Here is a 19,909-nt window from a genome sequence, read left to right as displayed (position 1 = left end):
CTTCAGCCTTCCTGCATCTGGGCGGCGCGGGCACAGGCCAGCCGCAGTACCCGCCGGGTGAGCTCATCGGCGAGATGCCGTTTGTAATCGACCGGGCCGCGCTGGTCCGCTACGGGATCGCACGCTGCGGCAGCCAGCCGGCCGGCCTCGCCGAACAAGTCCTCATCGGGACGCTTGCCGCGGAGCACGGCCGCGGCCTCGTCCACCGTATGGTCAAGGCCCAGCGCAGTGAGTCCGACGGCGGCATCCTCAACGGTCCCGTCCGCGGCGAGGACGACGGCCGCGCCGGCGGCGCCGACGGCCCAGTCGCCCACCCGGCGCTCGACCTTCTCGTAGGCGCTACCCGAGCGGGGGCGGATAGGGAACCTGAGTTCGCAGAGCAGCTCATCCTGCCCGACCGCTGTCTGGTACGGTCCGCGGTGGAAGTCCGGCATGGACAGGACGCGCTCGCCACCTGGCCCGCGGATCACGGCCTCGGCGCCCAGGACGTCACACACGGTGGAGAGGTCCTCGGCCGGGTCGGCCTGGCAGAGCGAACCGCCGATGGTGCCACGGTTGCGCACGACGGGGTCGGCAATGACCAATTCAGCGTCCCGGACAATGGGGAACAGTGCCGCGACCTCGTCCGATTCCAGCAAGGTGGTGTGGCGGGTCATGGCGCCGACCCTCAGGATGTTGCCGTCACGGAGGATGAAGTCCAGCTCGTAGAGGTCATTGATGTCGATCAGCCATTCGGGCCGGGAAAGGCGAAGCTTCATCATCGGCAGGAGGCTATGGCCGCCGGCCACCACCCGGGATTCGGGACCGTAGCGGGCGAGAAGTTCCAGGGCGTTGTCCACGGTGGTGGCGCGCACGTAGTCAAATGGAGCCGGAATCTGCATAGTCCCTACCTCACTCCGAACCGCCGGCGGCGTGGGTCAGTGATTGCCTTGCGCCGGATTGAGGTCAGTCTTGCCCCGGCCTAAGTGGGATGTCAATATCGTCATAAGCGAAAGGTTATGAAGCCGTGGCGATGACATTGGGACAGTTGCGCACGTTCGCCCTTGTGGCCAAGCTGGGCTCTCTGCACGCGGCCGCGGCCCACCTCGGGGTCAGCGAACCGGCCGTGTCGGCGGCGCTCGCCGCGCTCAGGCAGGACCTTGACGACCCTCTGTTCATTCGCGCCCATGGCGGTATTGCGCTGACACCCGGCGGCCGGGCGCTCGCTGAATACGCCCAGGACATCGTCGGGCTGGCTGACAAGGCCCGATGGGAAGTCGCGCATGCTCAGACCGAGACCGGACGCCTGAAGATCGTGGCCACGGCGCCGTTCGCGGAGCACGCTGCCGGCCGCCTCCTGGACCTGTTCACCCGGCGGGTTCCGGGAGCCTCCGTCGATGTGGTCGTGGAGCAGGCGGAAGATGTGGCATCGCTGATGCTGGAACGCGTCTACGACATCGCCCTGGGTATCAGGCCCCCTGTCCGCAACGGGGCTGCCCACAACAGCGCTGACCCCAAGGACGCCGCCGACGTCGGGCTCGATTCCGTGCCGTTCCTGCGGTACCAGCGGGTCTTCGTGGTGGCCGCAGGGCATCCCCTCGCGTCGCTGCACGGACCCGTACGGCTGAGTGAATTCCTAGGCCGGCCGTGGTTTGCCGGCCCCGCCGGCATCCAAGAGACGAGCGAAGAAGGCCGCTGGCTGGCTGCCCAGGGAGTGGTGCCGGAGATCGTCTGCCTCAGCAGCGAAACGGAGGCCCTTGCCGCCGTGCGGGCGGGTGAAGGAACGATGCTGGCGCTCGGCCACATTGTCCGGGCCGAAATCCGCAGCGGCTCCCTGGTCCGTGTGCCGGTCGCCGGAACGCCGATCTCCGGCCTCTGGTGGGCCAGCACCCTGGACCGGGGCCGGGCCACCACCATGGCACGGACCCTGCAGCGGTTTGCCGGCACTGCCGATGCCACGGCAGCCATGGTGGCTCCCGGTGGCTCGCGCGGGCTGGAACGCCGGGGCCCCAAGTTCCACGTCGCGTTGTGGAGTTGAGGCAGCTGGCGGGGGCGCCGGGCTGTGGTGCCGGTCGCTGTGTCGCGTTGCGCAACGCCGGGGCGGGTGCTAACCCTTGAGGGTCAGACGATCCGTTCACCCGCGAGAAGGAGTAGCAATGACGTTGTCCCGAGACGAAGACAGCTCGCTGCGGCATTGGAGCAGCCGGCTCATCCAGGCCCTGCAGATCCTCGACCTTGAGGTCGACCACGAGAAGATCGTCGAGGTCGCGGAAGAATCCGTCAAAGCCGTCGGGCCGCACGCGGATGCCATCAGCGCATTCATGGTGGGCTATGCGGCCGGCACCGCGTCCACCAAAGGCCGGAAGGGCACGCAGGAAGCTGTGCACGCGGCGTCGAACAAAGTCATTGAGCTCTGCGAGCACGGCGAATCCGGCGGTCCGGACGAGGAAGGCTGGGTCAAGCGAGCACAGTAGCAGCGGTCCGGCGCTCGCGCCGGCGCCGGCAGCGGGCAGGCCGCAGGAAGTAGGCAGCTCGCCGGCTACAGGTTCAGGCGTCAGCGGACAGGCCGCGTTCCCTCAAGGGGACGCGGCCTGTGCTGTGTTCGGATCCGGTCAGTGGGACATGCTCATTGCTGCGGAGGACATGCTCATTGCTGGGGCGCAGGGGTGGGCATGGTGGTGTTATGTCCAGTGGCCGGGGCCGCGGCTGGGCATGTCCCGCGCCCCGGCCTGCGGAAGCGTGAGCCTAGGGCCGGGCTGCCCCGGCGGAGACGGGTGGCGCGCTGTCCGGTGTCTGGTCCAGGCTTGGTTCGAGCCGGACGATGACCGCCTTGGAGATCGGCGTGTTGCTGCCCTCGGCCGTGTGGTTCAGCGGCACGAGCACGTTGGCCTCGGGGTAGTACGCGGCCGCGCAGCCGCGGGCCGTCGGGTAGGACACGACGCGGAACTTGCGGACCACGCGTTCTTCGCCGTCCTCGTACACACCGCGGATATCCACGTACTGTCCGTCCGCCAGGCCGAGCTCGGCGAGGTCGTCCGGGTTCACGAACACCACATGGCGGCCCTTCTTGATGCCCCGGTAGCGGTCGTTGTGCGAGTAGATGGTGGTGTTGAACTGGTCGTGGGAGCGCATGCTCTGCAGGATCAGGGTGCCTGCCGGCCGCTGGACATGCTCAAGGTCGTTGACGGTCAGCACGGCTTTGCCGGTCGGCGTGGGGAACGTGCGCGAGTCGCGGGGGCCGTTGGCGAGAACAAACCCGCCATCCTGTCGGATCCGCTGGTTGTAGTCCTCGCAGCCGCCCACTACCTGAGAAATGTGATCGCGGATGAGGTCGTAGTTCTTTTCAAAGCCGTCCCAGTCGGCCTTGATCTTGGTTCCGACGAGGAGTTTGCCCAGCCGGCTCAGGATGGCCGGCTCGGACAGCAGCTGATGGGACACCGGCTCGACGCTGCCCCAGGACGGGTGGACGGCGCAGACGGTGTCCTCCACGGACACGAACTGGGGCCCGGATTCCTGGATGTCAATCTCGGTCCGGCCCATCGTGGGGAGGATCAGCGCCTCGCGGCCGGTCACTGCGTGGGACCGGTTCAGCTTCGTCGAGATCTGGACCGTCATCTCCGTGTTTTCCATCGCAGCTTCGGCCGCATTCGTGTCCGAGATCGCCGCCACCAGGTTGCCGCCCAAGGCGACGAAGACCTTGATCTCGCCGTCGCGCATCTGGTTGATGGTCTCGACGGCGTCCGTGCCGTGTTCGCGCGGCGGCTCGAAGTCGAACTCCTTGCCGAGGGCTTCCATGAAGGACTGCGGCATCTGCTCCCAGATTCCCATGGTGCGGTCGCCCTGGACATTGCTGTGTCCGCGGATGGGGGACGCACCGGCGCCGGGCTTGCCGATATTGCCGCGGAGCAGCAGGAGGTTGATGATCTCCTTGATGGTGGCCACGCCCTTTTTCTGCTGCGTGATGCCCATGGCCCAGGTGATGATGACTTTCTCGGCCTTGAGGTAGCGGGCCGCCAGCTCATCGATGTCCTCGCTCCGCAGGCCGGTGGCCTCCAGCACAGCGCTCTCATCCAGCCGGGCCAGGTGCTCCTTGAGCTCCTCGAGTCCCTCGCAGTGTTCGGCCAGGAAGGCGTGGTCCAGGACAGTCCCGGGCTTCCTGACCTCGGCGTCGAGCACGCGCTTGGACACGGCCTGCAGCAGCGCCATGTCCCCGCCGATCCGGATCTGCAGGAACTGGTCCGCGATCTGGACGCCGTGGCCGATTACTCCGTTGACCTGCTGCGGGTTCTTGTACCGGCGCAGCCCGGCCTCGGGCAGGGGATTGACGGCCACGATCTCGCCGCCGTTGTGCTTGCAGTTCTCAAGCTCAGTCATCATCCGGGGGTGGTTGGTCCCCGGGTTCTGGCCCATGATGATGATCAGGTCCGCGTTGGCGTAGTCGTCGAAGCTGACGGTCGCCTTGCCGATGCCGATGGTCTGGCCCATGGCCCAGCCCGAGGATTCGTGGCACATATTGGAGCAGTCCGGCAGGTTATTGGTGCCGTAGCCGCGGACCAGCAGCTGGTACAGGAAGGCCGCCTCGTTCGACGTGCGGCCGCTCGTGTAGAACGCCGCGCGGTCGGGGGAGTCCAGCCCCTTGAGCTTGTCGGCGACAATCCGGAGCGCTTCGTCCCAGCTGACCGGCTTGTAATGGTCCTCCCCGGCGGGCTTGTAGACCGGCTCCGTGAGCCTGCCCTGCATGCCGAGCCAGTACTCGGACCGGCTGCGCAGCTCGCTGACCGGGTGCTCCGCCCAGAAACTGGAGGGAATCGTGATTGGGGTCGCCTCCCACGTGACGGCCTTGGCCCCGTTCTCACAGAACTCGAACGCCTTGCGGTGGTGCGGGTCCGGCCACGCACAGCTCGGGCAGTCGAAGCCGTCCTTCTGGTTTATGGCCATAACGGTCTTCCGCGTCCGGTTGAGCCCCATCTGCTCGATGGCCGGCTTCATGGAGTGGTACACGCCCGGGACGCCGGCGGCCCAGCTTTTCGGCCCGTTCTCGACAACGAGCTCTTTCTCGGACGGTTCCTCCACCTGAGGAGTCTTGCGAGTCACGTGAACTTCCCTTCTGCAACCGCCGCCCGGATGGGACGGCGAGCCGATGTGCCACTATGCACCCTACCGTCAGGCCTATCAGCTTGCCCGGAGTGCCGCAAGCAATCCGGCGTGCCCTCACGGGTGGACGCGCCGCCCTGACCACGTACTGGCGCAGTTCCCTCCGGGTGGTCGCGGCACGTGCCCGGCAGGAGGGGGGGCCACGTCAGCCACCGCAGTCCGTGGCTCACTATCAGCACTGTCTGGGCGCAACCTGCGTGCCCGCCGTATGCCGGCTGTAAGTAGGAGGCGGCCAAAAGTCGGGTCCTGCAGGGGTATCCGTTACCCGCTCGTTATCCGTTGACAGCCTTGCCACGCAGTACCTCGTGCGTAGGCCGCGCTGCCGCCGTCGGAGCCGGAGCGAGTAGCCCAAAGCGCCAGTCCGCGTACTGCTGGGCCCCGATCCGGGTGGCCCGGGACGCTGGCCACCCCCGGACCGCGGTCCGCATCGCACCTCACGGGCAGCTCCCAGTTTTCTCCAAGGAAATACCCACCACTCTTGCACCATCACTCACTCCAAGAGGCAGGTGTGCAATGAATTTGTTCGCATGCAGGAAGGTCGACGGCCAAAGACGTGTCTTCAGTCGGCCAACCCGCGCAGTAGCCGCAGGGACAGCGATGACCCTGCTCAGTTTCATCGGACTCACCACCACGGCGCTTGGCGCCAACGCCGCCCCGGCACCCGTCGGCGCAGGTTTCACCGTCACCCCCTCCGACCTCGCCTACATCCTCAAGCAGATCAAGATCGCCGAGGCGCACGTCGCCAACACGACGTCGGCCACCGGCCCTTGCGGCGCGCTTGTCGGTCGAGGCCCCAATCAGATTCCCGACGCCCTCACCTCATACGGCCTCCGCACGGTTGACGGCTCCTGCAACAACCTGCTCGCCGGCCGCGAAACCTACGGGGCCGCCGACCAGGTATTTCCGCGTTTAGCGACGCCGTCGTTCAACGCTGCGGACTCCGTTCCGGCCGGCTTCGGCCCCGCCGGTCCGTCGTCATACCAGCAAAAGTCGGGCAATGTGTTCGACTCCCAGCCCCGCCAAGTCAGCAACCTGATTGTGGACCAGACCTCCACCAATCCCGCAGCGGTGGCCGCTGCCGGTTTCCCCGTCCGGACCCAGGGCAACCCGGGGCTGTTCCCCTGCACCACCGATCCTGACCCCTTGGCGGCTCCGCCGGTCGCGGGTGTGCCGGCCGGCTGCGTCCCCACCGGGGACACGCTGTTCATCCCCAACGTCACCACCGACGTCGGACTCTCCCCGCCGTACAACTCCCTGTTCACCCTGTTCGGGCAGTTCTTCGACCACGGCGTCGACCAGACGGTCAAGGGCGGCGGAACGGTGTTTGTTCCGCTCAAGGCAGACGACCCGCTGATCACGGTCGGCCCCGACGGCAAGCCGGGCACGGGCGATGAGGTGGCCGCCAACGGCCCCAACGCGTTCATGGTCCTCACCCGGGCACAAAACCAGCCGGGCCCGGACGGTGTCCTGGGTACCGCTGATGACGTGCAGGAAGCGGCCAACACCGACTCGCCCTACGTGGACCAGTCGCAGACGTACACGTCCCATCCCTCCCACCAGGTGTTCCTGCGGGAATACATCAACAACGCCGATGGCAAGCCGGTCGCCACCGGCAAGCTGCTCGGCGGTCCCGCCGGCCCCACCGCCGGCGGCATGGCGACGTGGGCGGACGTGAAGGCCCAGGCGGCGATCTTCCTGGGCCTCAAACTCCAGGACAAGGACGTCACCAACATCCCGATGATTGCCGCGGACCCGTACGGAAAGTTCATCCCAGGACCCGCACGCGGCCTTCCGCAGTACGTCACCCTGACCGGACTGGTCGAGGGCAACACGGCGAATCCCGTTCCGGTGCCGGCGAACGTTCGGTACTTCGACACCCCGTTCCTGACCGACATCGCGCACAACGCCGATCCGTCGCCGCAGGACACGGACCACAACCCTGCCACGCCGCCCGTCGCGCCCGCCCCGGACGCCGACACCACGGCCTCGGCAGACTTTGCGAACCAGCCCGCAGGGACCTACGACGACGAAATGCTCAACGCGCACTTCTGTGCCGGTGACGGCCGCGTCAACGAGAACATCGGACTTACCACCATCCACCAGATATTCCACTCCGAGCATGACCGCCTCGTGGCGGACATCGAGAACACCCTCACCAACGACACCTCAGCCACCGGCGTTGCCGCGCTGGCCGAGTGGAAGCTGGCCGCCGGCGCCAACGGATGGAACGGCGAGCGCCTGTTCCAGGCGGCCAGGTTCGTCACGGAAATGGAATACCAGCACCTCGTCTTCGAGGAGTTCGCCCGCAAGGTCCAGCCTGCGGTCCAGCCGTTCCACGTCTACCACACGGACATCAACTCGGCCATCAAGGCGGAGTTCGCCCATGCGGTCTACCGCTTTGGCCACTCCATGCTGACCGAGACGATTTCCCGCACCAATGCGGACGGCACCGATAACTCCATCTCGCTGCTCCATGGCTTCCTGAACCCGCCCGAGTACACCAACGGCGGATCGGCGGGATCCCTGACCTCGGAAGAGGCCGCCGGCAGCATCGTCATGGGCATGAGCGACCAGGTCGGCAACGAACTTGACGAGTTCGTGACCGGCACCCTGCGCAACAATCTGCTGGGCCTTCCCCTGGACTTGGCGACGATCAACATGACCCGCGCACGCTCCGAAGGCGTACCGCCGCTCAATGAACTGCGGCGCCAGATCCATGACGCCACGGGCGACGGCCAGCTGGCCCCATACACGAGCTGGGCGGATTTCGGCCAGAACCTCAAGCACCCGGAATCGCTGATCAACTTTGTTGCCGCCTACGGCACCTATCCGACCATCACCAGCGAAACCACGCTGGCAGGCAAGCGGGCAGCGGCCAAGGCGATCGTTGATCCGGGCACCCTGGCCACTCCTCCAACAGCTGACATGACGGACTTCATGAACAGTGCCGGACCGTGGGCGACGCAGGAGACCGGCCTGAACAAGGTCGACCTCTGGGTCGGCGGCCTGGCGGAGAAGACCAACCTCTTCGGCGGCCTCCTGGGAAGCACGTTCAACTACGTGTTCGAGAACCAGCTGACGGACCTTCAGAACGGCGACCGCCTGTACTACCTGGCGCGTACTCCGGGCATGAACCTCCGGGCGCAGTTGGAGAGCAACTCCTTCGCGGAGATGATCATGCGCAACACCAACGCGCACTCGCTCAAGGCCGATGCGTTCGGCACCGCCGACTGCAAGTTCCAGCTGGGCAACCTGGCCGGTACCGCGGCGGGCTACGCAACCTCGGGACCGACGGTCGCGGACGACGCAACCACCGAGTGCAAGGAGAACCTGCTTCTCCTGCGCAAGCCCGACGGCACCATCCAGTACATGGAGAAGAACACGGTCGATCCCAGCGGCATCAACGGCCAGTCCGTCTACAACGGCACGGCCAACGCTGACCGCGTCACCGGCGGCAACGACAACGACACGTTCCTCGGCAACGCAGGCGACGACGTCATTGAAGGCAACGGCGGCGATGACATCGCACTTGGCGGCGACGGCAACGACAGGATCACCGATCTGTCCGGCGCTGACGTCCTCAAGGGCGGTCCGGGCAACGATTACCTCAACTCCGGTATCGGCGACGACATCAACATGGGCGGAGACGGCCAGGACTTCACCAACGGCGGAGCAAACGACAACGAGACCTTCGCAGGTCCCGGCAACGACTTCGTTCAGTCCGGCGACGGTGCGGACGCGACGTTTGGCGACGGCGGCGACGACTGGATCCAGGGCGGCTCCGGCCAGGACCTGCTGATCGGAGATCACGGCGCACCGTTCTTCGACGACCCGGCCCAGGCGAAGCCCGGCAACGACATCTTCGTCGGCCAGGTCGGTGAAAACGACTACGACGCCGAGGGCGGGGACGACATCATGTCCAGCAATGCCGCCATCGACCGCTACGCCGGTGCCGCCGGCTTCGACTGGGCCACGCACCAGTACGACACCGTGGCTGCCGACGACGACATGAAGATCAACAACAACCTGATCGGCGTCCCGCTCCCCGTCGTGGTCAACCGCGACCGCTGGCAGGAAGTGGAAGCCAACTCCGGTTCCAAGTTTGATGACGTCATCCGGGGCGACGATGCAGTGCCCAGCACCGTAGGTGGTGCAGGCTTCAGCGGCTGCGACGTCCTCGACCAGACGGGCATCAACCGGATCGCCGGCCTGGGAGCGATCCTCCCGGCTCCGACGACGCCGCTGGCACCCGTGGCCGCACTCTCACCCATGGGCGTTTGCCCGTTGGCCGGTCCGGTCTGGGGCGATGGCAACATCATCGTCGGAGGTCTTGGCAGCGACAAGCTCGAGGGCCGCGGCGGCAACGACGTCCTTGACGGCGACCGGTACCTCAAGATCCGCATCAGCGTGCGGGACGACGCAGGAGCCGAGATCGGCACCACCGACCTCATGGAACGCCAGTACCAGACGGGTAACCCGCTGACCCTGGCGGCCGCAGTAGCGGCCGGCGTCGTCAACCCGGGGAACCTGGTGGCTGTCCGCGAGATCGTGACCCCCACCGCCCTCGAAACCGCGGGCAACCGGGACGTCGCGATCTTCTCCGGCCCGCGGGCCAACTACACCGTCACCACGACGGGCGGCAACGGCATACTGGGCTCGGCGGGCTCGACCACCACGGTGGTCGACAACGTCGGCGTCGACGGCACGGACACCATCCGCAACATCGAGTTCCTGCAGTTCTCGGACACCGTTCTGCCCAACGCTCCGGTCATCGGCACAGCAACCGCCGGCGCCGGGCAGGCAACGGCGCGCTGGACGGCCCCGACCGTAGGCATTGCCGACTCCTTCTCCGTGAAGGTGCTCGACGTGACGACGGACCCGGCAGGCATCCAGGTCGGCGCCCTGCGCACCGCCCCGGCAGGCGCCACCAGCCTGGTGGTGACCGGTCTGACGAACGGGTCCCAGTACCGGTTCCAGGTTCTGGCCAGCAACGCCCTCGGCGACAGCCCGTTCTCGGCACTGTCCAACACGGTCAGCCCGACGACGGCGACCGTACCGGGAGCGCCGACCATCGGGACGGCCACGGCCGGGAACGCCTCGGCGACCCTGACCTGGACCGCACCGGCATCCAACGGCGGATCCGCCATCACGGGTTACACCGTGCGGGCCTTCGCCGGAACCGTCCTGGCACGTACGCAGGCGGTCACCGGAAACGTCGGAACCGTCGTCGTGACGGGCCTGACCAACGGGACGGCGTACACGTTCGACGTCGGAGCCGTGAACGCAGCGGGCACGGGCGGGTTCTCTGCCCGCACCGCAGCGGTGACACCACGGACTGAATTCATCGCTCCCACGGTCACGGCCAGGACACCGGCATCCGGTGCCTTCTCCGTGAGCCAGACGGCGAATATGACGGCAACGTTCAGCGAAGCGGTGACGGGAGTCAGCGGAACCACGTTCCAGCTGCGGCTCGGCACCACGCTGATCCCCGCCGTCGTGTCGTACAACGTGCTCACCAGGGTTGCGACCCTCAACCCAAGCGTCACGCTGACGGCGGACCGGGTGTACACGGCGACCCTCTCGGGGATCCGTGACCTCGCGGGCAACACGATGGCGACGAGCACGTGGTCGTTCACCACAGGCCCGAACCCCACCATCACTGCCACGACTCCCGTTGCGGGAGCCACGGGGGTGCTGCGCAACAGCAACGTGACCGCCACGTTCAGCGAGGCCATCACCGGCTTCGCAGTTGCCGGCAAGGTCCGGATTGAACGGGTCTCCACCGGAGCCCAGGTCGCCTCGGCGATCTCGTTCAACACCACCACCCGGGTGCTGACGATCAACCCCGGAACCAGCCTGCTTGCGAACACCCAGTACCGGGTCACCGTCACCGGCGGCACCACGGGCGTCCGCGACCTGGCGGGTAACCCGCTGACCACCCGTATCTGGACGTTCACTACGGGCACAGCACTCTAACAGCAGTTCGAGAACGCCGGCTGGCGGCCAGCAACGGTCCGCCGGCCGGCTTCCTCGCTTGTTCGAAAGACACTGTTCGAAAGGCACGGTTCCAAAGGCACTTCTCGACAGTCACTCTTCGACCCGGTATTCAGTTCGATTGCCCACTTGGAGGGGCCATGACTACACGACGAGAGATCTTCAAACTGGGCGCAGTGGGCGCCCTCGGCCTGGCCGGATTCAAAGGAGGCGATGAAACCATACCGCCGACAGACGGGGCAACCGCCCCGGCGCCCGCACCGGCCCCGGCGGTTGCCAGCCTTCTTGCACCGGAGAACATGCCTGTTCCCTATGCGGGGGTCTTCCGCCGCCCGCCGGAGCTCGTCCCCTTTGCGACAGGTTTCGACGACGGCGACCCGTCCCGCCCCTTTGCCCGGTACGCCCTCACCCAGAAACTCGGCCAGGCCCAGTTCGTGCCCGGGCTGAGCACCACCGTGGCGGGCTACAACGGCATCTTTCCCGGGCCCACCATCCGTGCCAGGCAGGGCACCAGGATCGAGGTGCGGATCCGCAACGGACTGCCCCCGCTCGGGCTGCTCCAGCCCGGCGCCTTTAATACCGTCACCCACCTGCACGGCTCGGCGTCGCTGCCGCAGTACGACGGCTACGCCAACGACATCACCGTCCCGGGCAACGTCAAGAACTACCACTACCCCAACTTCCAGACGGCACGGACCCTGTGGTACCACGACCACAAGCACCACATCACCGCCCAGAACGTGTATTCCGGGCTCGCAGGCTTCTATCCCCTCTCCGACAAGTACGACCGGGCGCAGTTACCCCAGGGGGAGTTCGACGTCCCACTGATGATCTCGGACGCCATGTTCAACGCCGACGGCTCCCTCGCATATAACGACAACGGACAAAAGGGCTTGTGGGGGGACATCATCATGGTCAACGGCGTCCCGTGGCCCACGATGAAGGTCAAGCCCCGGATCTACCGCTTCCGCGTGCTCGATGCCTCGATTTCGCGGTCCTACCGGCCCACGCTCTCCACCGGGGACCCCATCTACGTGGTGGCAACCGACGCCGGCATGGTTCCCGCCGTGCAGGCCGTGAAGTCCTGGCGGCAGGGGACGGCCGAGCGCTATGAGGTCCTGATCGACTTCCGCAAATACCGCACCGGCCAGTTGATCGAACTGCGAAACCTCAGCAACAAGAACAACATCGACTTCGCCAACACCGGGAAAATCATGCGCTTCCAGGTGGTGGCCGACTCCGGGTCGGGAGCGGGCTCCATTTCCGGCATCCCGGCCACCCTGGACGACGGCGGTTCCGTCAACGCAGCCAAGGGCGGCATCGCCACGATGAGTCTCACGCCGGCGATGGCCAAGGCGAAGCGCGAGCTGAAATTCTTCCGGGACAACGGTCAATGGACCGTCAACGGTGTCACCTGGGCCGATGTGGAAAAATCCGGGTTCACCAAGCTGTTCGGCAACCCCCAGCCCTTCGACATCGAGCAATGGACCATCATCAATGCGTCCGGTGGCTGGTTCCATCCGGTGCACATCCACCTCATTGACGCCAAAATAATCGCGAGAAACACCAACGGCGGCCAGCCGTTTGCCTGGGAGAAGGGCCCCAAGGATGTCTTCTACGCCGGCGAGAACGAGTCCATCACGGCCCTCATGCAATTCGACACGGGGACCGGCGGGGGCGGACGCTACATGATCCACTGCCACAACCTGGTCCATGAAGACCACGACATGATGGTGCAGTTCTCCGTCGGCGATCTGCGAACCAACGACCCCATCACGTCCGATCCGCCGGTCCTGGACACCACGGCCCCCGACTCATTCCCGCCGGTGTACCGGCCCGGACTGCCCGCGGGAACCTGAGATGAGCCGCGTTGGGGCACTGGGCGCGGCCGCCCTGCTCGTGCTGGCACTAAGCGCCTGCACGGGCGGACCGCCGGCGCCGGCGCCGCCGTCGGTCGCGGCGAGCGCCGCGGCTGTCTCGCTCGAGACGGGGACCGACGTCGGCAATGGCCGTCCGGCAGTGAGCCACGACGGGCTGATGGTGCGGCGGCGGGCGGTCATCGCCGTCCATCCGGCCCCGGGCGCGGACCTCGGCGCAGCCCGGGCCCGGCTTGAGCAGGCGGCGAGTGCCGCCGACGTCGTCCTGTCCGACATCTCCCCGGACGTGCTCGAACCGGCGATCCTCGAGCACATGTCGCCGGAGGTCATCGTGGCGCTGCCGCCGGGAAGCGCCAGCAGCGACGCCGAGAAGCTGGCTGGGCTGGCTTTCGGCCCTGCGGGAAGCTATCCAGGCGTGGAGCATGTCCATGTCGCCTTGGTTCTGGTCCACGACCTCCGGTTCACGGTGGCCGCGGCCGATCCGGCAGCCCTGGCGAAATCCATCGCCGAGGAAGGCATACTCTCGGACGCGCTCGGGAACTACGCCACGGTCCTGGACAACGGTGCCCTGACGGTCAGCTACACGGGGCCGCTGCTCAGCGACGCGCTCGTGGAATCCGTCCGCAACGGCATGGCCCGCGGCGCCGGCGTGGACCCCGCCAACGTTGCGCTGGCCCCCCGCTCGGACACAGGCGAGGGAGTAGACCTGTCCCTCGAACCTGGACCGGCACTGGAGCCTGCACCGTCGCCCGAGGACAATGGTGGCCAATCGCATGGCGCAGGACAGGACGACCCGGCCGGCCACCACACAGGAAGCGACGATTCCGGACACTGAGGAGGCCGGGCACTGACAGAACCCGTGGCCGGCCGGAGCGAAGAGAACGCTACTGGCCGGCCACGAGCGCGTCCCGGATTTCACGGCGCAGGACCTTGCCGATCAGCGAGCGCGGCAGTTCATCCACCATGGCAACCCGGCGCGGCACCTTGTAGGCGGTCAGATTCTCGCGTGCGAAAGCCAGGAGCGCCTCCGGATCGACGCCGGGTCCTGCGGCGGGGACGACGGCGGCGACCACGTCTTCGCCGCCGCCGGGGCGCGGCAGGCCCACCACACACACTTCCAGGATGCCGGGGTATTCGGCGAGGACGTCCTCCACTTCCGTGGGGGAGACATTGAAGCCTCCAGTGATGATCAGCTCCTTGATCCGGTCCCGGACCGTCACGAACCCGTCCTTGTCCGCCGAGACAATGTCCCCCGTGCGGAACCAGCCGCCTTCCAGGAGTGATTCCTCGGTCTCCTGCGGGCGGTTCCAGTAGCCGGCAAAAACCTGCGGGCCCCGGACCAGGAGCTCGCCTTCCTCACCGGGGGCGCGGTCCAGCAGGACGTTCCGCGGGTCCACCACCCGGATGTCGGTCAGGGGAAACGGGACCCCCACTGTTCCCGGTTTCCGGCTGGGACCGAAGGGGTTGCCCAGCGCGATGGGCGAGGTTTCCGTCAACCCGTAGCCCTCAATCAGGTAGCCGCCGGTTGCCCTCTCCCACGTCTCCACTGTCGCCGTGGGCAGGTTCATCGCCCCCGAGATGGAAACCGGATGCTGTCCAGCGCAATGCCGCGCTCGGCCGCGGCGGCGGCGATGCGGTCGCAGATCGGCGGCACCGCCGGCAGGAACGTGGCCGGCGATTTCTTGTAGGCCTTCAGCACAAGGTCAACGTCGAACTTGGGGAACAGCACCAGCCTCGCGCCGATGCTCAGGGCAAACGTCATGCACAGCGTGAGCCCGTAGGCGTGGAACATCGGCAGCACCGCGTAGACGGTCTCCCGGCCGTCCTTGAGCCCGGGCACCCACGCGCGGCCCTGCGCGGCATTGGCCTGCAGATTGGCATGGGTGAGCATGGCGCCCTTGGGCTGGCCCGTGGTGCCGCTTGTGTACTGGATGACGGCGAAGTCGCCGGCGGCCGGACGCGGATGCTTCTTCTTCAGCTCGCCGGCGGCCAGGAGCTCCTTCCACGGGAGTACCGTCCGGTGTGCCGGCGCCGCCGCTTGCCAGGGCGTGTGTCTGCCGGCGGCCAGTGAGGCCCGGGCCACGCGGGCAGCGGGTACCGGGAGCCGGAGCGCCATCCGCTGGAGCAGTGGCATCGCCGGAATCAGCTCAACCGAGACAATGGTCTGCAGCCCGACGTCGGCGGGCAGCTGCCGGACCTTCTCCACCGCCTTGTCCCAGACCACGGCGACGGTGGCGCCGTGGTCCTCGAACTGATGACGGAGCTCGCGGTCGGTATACAAGGGATTGTGTTCGACGACGACGGCGCCCAGCCGCAGCGCCGCATGGAACGCGATGATGTGCTGCGGGCAGTTCGGCAGGACCAGCGCCACCCGGTCGCCGGCCCTGACGCCGAGTTTCTTCAGGCCCGCAGCCGCCCTGCTGATGGCGGTCCCGAGTTCGCGGTAGCTGGTGCGTGCCCCGAAGAATTCCAGCGCTGTCTTCCGTCCATAACGCCGAACGGAGGAGTCCATGAGGTCGACCAGGGACCCCGCGGGGAGTTTGAGGTCGATAGGAACACCGGGGCCGTAGTGGCGGGTCCAGGGGCGGTCGGGATGCTCGGGCCCCGCGGATCGTCTGCTCATGGTGTGTCCTTGCCACTGGGCTGCGCCGGGTTGCCGGCCGTCGGGCCCGGCAGGACCCGTCAGGAAATCCTATCGGGCAGCACCGGTCCGGGAGTACCGGTCCGGGAGTGCCGGCCCGGGAGTACTGGACCGGACTGCGCGACAGCCGCGGCGGCGCGGGCCGTGAGGTGACTTTCGGCCCTTGGCACCCGGCAGGCCGGGGCGGAAGCTGGGGCGTACACCGCGAGCGGCAGGTCCGCGCATCTTTGTAGGTTTGTGCATTTTTGTAGGTCTGCGCAGTGGACAGGTCTGCACAGTGCACAAGTCTGCGCGGTCCACAGAGCCACGGGTAGAGGTCCACGGGAGCACCATGAAACACCAACAGCCGAGCCTGAAGTTCCTTGGTGCCACCGACACCGTCACCGGGTCCCGCTACCTGATCGACGCCGGCGGCCGGCGCGTACTGGTGGACTGCGGGCTCTTCCAGGGCTACAAGCGCAGTCGCGAGCGCAACCGGGCGCCCTTCCCGGTGCCGCCGCAGTCCATCGACGCCGTGGTGCTGACCCATGCGCACCTGGACCACACCGGCTACGTCCCGGCCCTGGTCCGGGACGGATTCGGCGGCCCGGTCTACGCCACGGACGGCACCACCGATCTATGCAAACTCATCCTCCCGGACAGCGGCCACCTGCAGGAGGAAGAGGCCAGGTATGCCTCACAGCGGGGATCGACCGCGCACGATCCCGCGATCCCGCTCTACACGGCCGCCGACGCCGTAGCGTCCCTCAACAGATTCAAAATCCGGGATTTTGACGATCCCCTTGACCTCGGCGGTGGCATGGAGCTGACGTTCGTGCCGGCCGGACACATCCTCGGCGCCGCCCAGGTCCACGTCCGGCTAGGCTCCCAATCCGTGCACTTCACCGGAGACCTGGGCCGCGCCGATGACCCCTTCATGTACCCGCCGCGCCCGCTCGGCGAAACGGGGATCCTGGTGACCGAATCAACCTACGGCAACCGGAAACACTCCACGGAGGATCCGGAGAAGCAACTGGGGGAGATCATCAACCGCGTCGCGAAGCGCGGCGGCGTCATCATGTTCGCCGCGTTCGCCGTCGGCCGGGCCGAAACGCTCATGCTGTACCTGTCCCGGCTCCTGCGCAAGGGCGCGATTCCGCGCATCCCGGTGTACCTGAACAGCCCCATGGCCATCGACGCCTCCGAAATGTACCAGCGCCACCCCGAGGAACACCGGCTCAAGCGCGAGGAATACGTGGACATGTACAAGCTGGCCAAGGTCACCCGCACCGTGGACGAGTCCAAGCTCCTGAACCTGCGCGGCGGCCCCATGATCATCATCTCGGCCAGCGGCATGCTGACCGGCGGCCGGATCCTGCACCACGTCGCGGCGTACGGCCCGGACCCGAAAAACGCCGTCATCCTCAGTGGCTACCAGGCAGGAGGCACGCGGGGGGCCACCCTGGCCGCCGGCGAACGGGAGCTGCGCATCTACGGGGAGGACGTCAAGATCCGGGCCGAAGTGATCCAAATGGAAAGCCTGTCCGCGCACGCCGACGCCGACGGCATCATCGCGTGGATGAAAGCGGCAGCGAAGGAGCCCCGCATGACCTACATCACGCACGGCGACCCCGATGCGTCCGATGCCCTGCGCATCAGGATCAAGCGCGAACTCGGCTGGCGGGCCCGGGTACCCGAGCATCTGGAGTCGATCGACATTGAGGATCCGCGATGAATCCGGTTGCCGTCACGCGCACCTCCGTGCTGAAGGAGATCCATGATCTCGCCCGGCCGCTGAAAAACGACCGGGACCTCAACGGCCTGGTGCGGCGGGCCGCCGACTGCCGATTCGTCGCCATCGGCGAGGCGTCCCATGGCACCCACGAGTTCTACACCTGGCGCGACACCCTCAGCAGGCGCCTCATCGCCGAGGAGGGGTACAACTGGATCGGGGTGGAAGGAGACTGGCCGGACTGCTGGCGGATCAACCGGTGGGTCCGCGGCCAGGACGGCAAGGATCAGGGAGTGCACGCCCTGCTGGCCGGTTTCGAACGCTGGCCAACCTGGATGTGGGCCAACGAAGAAATCGCGGCGTTCCTGGACTGGCTGCGCACCTGGAACGCGGGGCGCCCCATGGACAAGCGCGTGGGCTTCTACGGCCTGGACGTCTACTCGCTCTGGGATTCGCTGCGCGAAATCATCGGCTGGCTGCAGGAAAACGTCCCGGACGCCGTGCCCGCCGCCATGCGCGCCTGGCAATGCTTCCTCCCGCACCACGAGGACCCGCACCAGTACGCTTGGAGCACGCGGCTGGTCCCGCAGTCCTGCGAGGCCGACGTCGTGGCCCTCCTGACCGAGGTCAGGAACCGGGTCTTCAGCCCCGGCCCCCACGACGAGGACGCCTTCGACGCCGTCCAGAACGCCGAGGTCGCGGCCAACGCCGAGCACTACTACCGCATCATGGTCCGCGGCGACCGGCAGTCCTGGAACGTCCGCGACCACCATATGGCGGACACCATCGACCGCGTCAGCCGGCACCTCGGGCCGGCGTCGAAGGGCCTGATCTGGGAGCACAACACGCATGTCGGGGATGCGCGGGCCACCGACATGGCACAGGACGGCCTGGTCAACGTCGGGCAACTGCTACGGGAACGCCACGCGGGCGAGGGCGTGCTCCTGGTCGGTTTCGCCGGGCACCGGGGTTCCGTGATCGCCGCCGACGCATGGGGCCGCCCGGAGCGCATCCTCACGGTGCCGGAAGCACGCCCGGGCAGCCACGAGGACTTCCTGCATCAGGCCCTCGGCGTGCCATCCGTGCTGGAGTTCGGTGACGACAGGACCGGGCCGTGGCTTTCGACGTGGCTCGGACACCGGGCGATCGGCGTCGTGTACCACCCGGAGCGGGAGGCGGGGAACTACGTTCCGACCCGGATGGGGGAACGGTACGACGCTCTCATCTGGCTCGAACACACGGCGGCACTGCGTCCCGTGCACCATGAGGGGCCGCCCCGCGAACCGGAATTGGAAACGGAGCCAACAGGTTTCTAGGCCGTGCAATTAGGCCGCGCAACAGGCCCGCTGGCGGGTCCACCTGCAGATCCACTTGCGGGTCCGCAGCGCGGCGCGGGGCCTTAAGGCCCTAACCCGGCCCATGACGGGCGCGGGAGACTGAAGGTGCCAGCCGGCTGTCGGCACTGCCGCCCGATCATGCACTACAGGCACCACCCAACGCAGATGTTTGGCGGTGCAGCTAACAAGCAGTGCAGGGATCATGCGCTCTATAGACAATGCGGTGTGTGGCTGCCGGTTCAGATCACGCGATGGAGAAGAGCAGGATTCAGAATGAGCAAAGCAATCGTCGTCGGTATCAACGGGTCTGCGGGCAGCGACGCCGCCTTGACGTGGGCCCTTCAGCGGGCGGCCCGGGACAAGCTTCCGGTCATCGCCCTCCACGCGGTCGATGACCGCTGGATGTCCCCTGATTTCCAGTACCACGAGCTCATCCGCGAATCGGGGATGGAACTGCTTGAGAAGGCGAAGGCGAGCGCCAGCGAGCAGTCCCCTGGCGTCGAGGTGGACATCCAGCTCCGCCACGGCAGCGGGGGATCGGTGCTGCGGGATATCTCCAAAGAAGCAGCCATGATCGTCGTGGGCGGCCATGAAAAACATCACCTCGACGGCGGCCCCGTGACGGACCGCGCCCTGCAGGTCGTCGCCGCCTCGGACTGTCCGGTGGCGGTCATCCCCGCAAAGCCTGGCGCCGGGGCCAAGGGCGTCGTGGTCGGCGTGGACGGTTCCGAGGAGTCGCTGCAGGCCGTCGCAGTTGCCGCCGCGGAAGCTGACCTCGGCGGAGACGAGCTCACCGTGGTCCTCGCGTTCAAGACCCCCGCCCGGTGGGTCGAGAAGCAGCTACCGTCCAGCGGCCTCGCCGAGAGCATGGTCGAAGAGAACCGGATCGTGCTCGCCGAGTCGGTGGCCGGGCTCGGCGACAAATACCCCGACCTTGTGGTCCATCAGCGACTCGAGACGGACACCCAGCCGGCGAAGGCCCTCGTGGACACCGCCGCGGACGCCAGGGTGCTGGTGATCGGAAGCCGCGGCCGCGGCGGGCTCTCCCGCACGGTGCTCGGCTCCACGGCGCACGCCGTCCTGCTGAACGTTCCGTGCCCCACCATCGTCACGCGGGTGCACAAGGTCAAGCACGGGGACTGACGCCCGGCAAGTCCTTGCAACCCGATGAGTACCGGCCGGAAAGCCCCCTCTGCGGAGGGGGCTTTCCGCCGCC

Annotated in this window: 10 protein-coding genes and 1 pseudogene; 8 read left to right on the top strand and 3 right to left on the bottom strand. The window is 67.2% G+C overall.

Annotation, left to right across the window (positions count from 1 at the left end):
- Positions 1–2: 2 nt before the first annotated feature.
- A complete protein-coding gene (locus tag ACVWYS_RS09515; protein WP_456506563.1) occupies positions 3–881 on the bottom strand; it encodes an FAD binding domain-containing protein in 879 nt (292 codons plus the stop codon).
- 131 nt (positions 882–1,012) lie between these two features.
- On the opposite strand from ACVWYS_RS09515, the gene ACVWYS_RS09510 reads away from it, so the two are divergent.
- Together ACVWYS_RS09510 and ACVWYS_RS09505 are read left to right on the top strand one after the other, a co-directional pair.
- On the top strand, positions 1,013–2,017 hold the full coding sequence (locus ACVWYS_RS09510; RefSeq protein WP_456510284.1) for a LysR family transcriptional regulator: 1,005 nt from the start codon (positions 1,013–1,015) through the stop codon (positions 2,015–2,017).
- A gap of 118 nt (positions 2,018–2,135) precedes the next feature.
- Complete coding sequence (locus ACVWYS_RS09505) at positions 2,136–2,453, top strand: DUF6457 domain-containing protein (protein ID WP_116765776.1); 318 nt, start codon at positions 2,136–2,138, stop codon at positions 2,451–2,453.
- 271 nt (positions 2,454–2,724) lie between these two features.
- Here ACVWYS_RS09505 and ACVWYS_RS09500 read toward each other — a convergent pair whose 3' ends face one another.
- The gene (locus tag ACVWYS_RS09500) at positions 2,725–5,073 is read right to left on the bottom strand and encodes an FdhF/YdeP family oxidoreductase (protein WP_456509636.1); all 2,349 of its coding nucleotides are present in this window, start codon (positions 5,071–5,073) and stop codon (positions 2,725–2,727) included.
- Positions 5,074–5,730: 657 nt separating this feature from the next.
- On the opposite strand from ACVWYS_RS09500, the gene ACVWYS_RS09495 reads away from it, so the two are divergent.
- The 3 genes from ACVWYS_RS09495 (at position 5,731) to ACVWYS_RS09485 (ending at position 13,839) form a co-directional block, all read left to right on the top strand.
- Positions 5,731–11,109 (top strand): peroxidase family protein, encoded by a 5,379-nt coding sequence (locus ACVWYS_RS09495; RefSeq protein WP_456509635.1) that lies wholly within the window; start codon positions 5,731–5,733, stop codon positions 11,107–11,109.
- A 158-nt stretch (positions 11,110–11,267) separates the two neighbouring features.
- Positions 11,268–12,986 (top strand): multicopper oxidase family protein, encoded by a 1,719-nt coding sequence (locus ACVWYS_RS09490; RefSeq protein WP_456506560.1) that lies wholly within the window; start codon positions 11,268–11,270, stop codon positions 12,984–12,986.
- 1 nt (position 12,987) lies between these two features.
- Positions 12,988–13,839 carry a hypothetical protein gene (locus tag ACVWYS_RS09485; protein ID WP_456506559.1) on the top strand — a complete coding sequence of 284 codons (852 nt, stop codon included), beginning with the start codon at positions 12,988–12,990 and terminating at the stop codon, positions 13,837–13,839.
- A 49-nt stretch (positions 13,840–13,888) separates the two neighbouring features.
- Here the strand turns inward: ACVWYS_RS09485 and ACVWYS_RS09480 are convergent.
- Positions 13,889–15,627: pseudogene (locus ACVWYS_RS09480) on the bottom strand (long-chain-fatty-acid--CoA ligase).
- Positions 15,628–15,976: 349 nt separating this feature from the next.
- Between ACVWYS_RS09480 and ACVWYS_RS09475 the strand changes: the two are divergent.
- From ACVWYS_RS09475 to ACVWYS_RS09465, 3 genes are all read left to right on the top strand, one after another.
- Complete coding sequence (locus tag ACVWYS_RS09475; RefSeq protein ID WP_344367782.1) at positions 15,977–17,359, top strand: MBL fold metallo-hydrolase; 1,383 nt, start codon at positions 15,977–15,979, stop codon at positions 17,357–17,359.
- Entirely contained in the window at positions 17,356–18,672 is a 1,317-nt protein-coding gene (locus ACVWYS_RS09470; RefSeq protein WP_456506558.1) for an erythromycin esterase family protein, read from the top strand. The genes ACVWYS_RS09475 and ACVWYS_RS09470 overlap by 4 nt, the downstream gene beginning before the upstream one ends.
- A gap of 294 nt (positions 18,673–18,966) precedes the next feature.
- Positions 18,967–19,836: a universal stress protein gene (locus ACVWYS_RS09465; RefSeq protein WP_344367778.1), complete on the top strand. Its 870-nt coding sequence runs from the start codon at positions 18,967–18,969 to the stop codon at positions 19,834–19,836.
- The last annotated feature ends 73 nt before the right edge of the window (positions 19,837–19,909 follow it).

The sequence above is a fragment of the Arthrobacter sp. TE12231 genome, assembly GCF_054062895.1.
The sequence above is the reverse complement of the archived record's forward strand: the minus strand, read 5'-3'. Positions and strand labels throughout refer to the sequence as shown.

Bases quoted from the DNA above. Each gene is read 5' to 3' on its own strand.
- ACVWYS_RS09515 (WP_456506563.1), bottom strand. From the start codon at position 881: ATGCAGATTCCGGCTCCATTTGACTACGTGCGCGCCACCACCGTGGAC.
- ACVWYS_RS09510 (WP_456510284.1), top strand. From the start codon at position 1,013: ATGACATTGGGACAGTTGCGCACGTTCGCCCTTGTGGCCAAGCTGGGC.
- ACVWYS_RS09505 (WP_116765776.1), top strand. From the start codon at position 2,136: ATGACGTTGTCCCGAGACGAAGACAGCTCGCTGCGGCATTGGAGCAGC.
- ACVWYS_RS09495 (WP_456509635.1), top strand. From the start codon at position 5,731: ATGACCCTGCTCAGTTTCATCGGACTCACCACCACGGCGCTTGGCGCC.
- ACVWYS_RS09490 (WP_456506560.1), top strand. From the start codon at position 11,268: ATGACTACACGACGAGAGATCTTCAAACTGGGCGCAGTGGGCGCCCTC.
- ACVWYS_RS09485 (WP_456506559.1), top strand. From the start codon at position 12,988: ATGAGCCGCGTTGGGGCACTGGGCGCGGCCGCCCTGCTCGTGCTGGCA.
- ACVWYS_RS09475 (WP_344367782.1), top strand. From the start codon at position 15,977: ATGAAACACCAACAGCCGAGCCTGAAGTTCCTTGGTGCCACCGACACC.
- ACVWYS_RS09470 (WP_456506558.1), top strand. From the start codon at position 17,356: ATGAATCCGGTTGCCGTCACGCGCACCTCCGTGCTGAAGGAGATCCAT.
- ACVWYS_RS09465 (WP_344367778.1), top strand. From the start codon at position 18,967: ATGAGCAAAGCAATCGTCGTCGGTATCAACGGGTCTGCGGGCAGCGAC.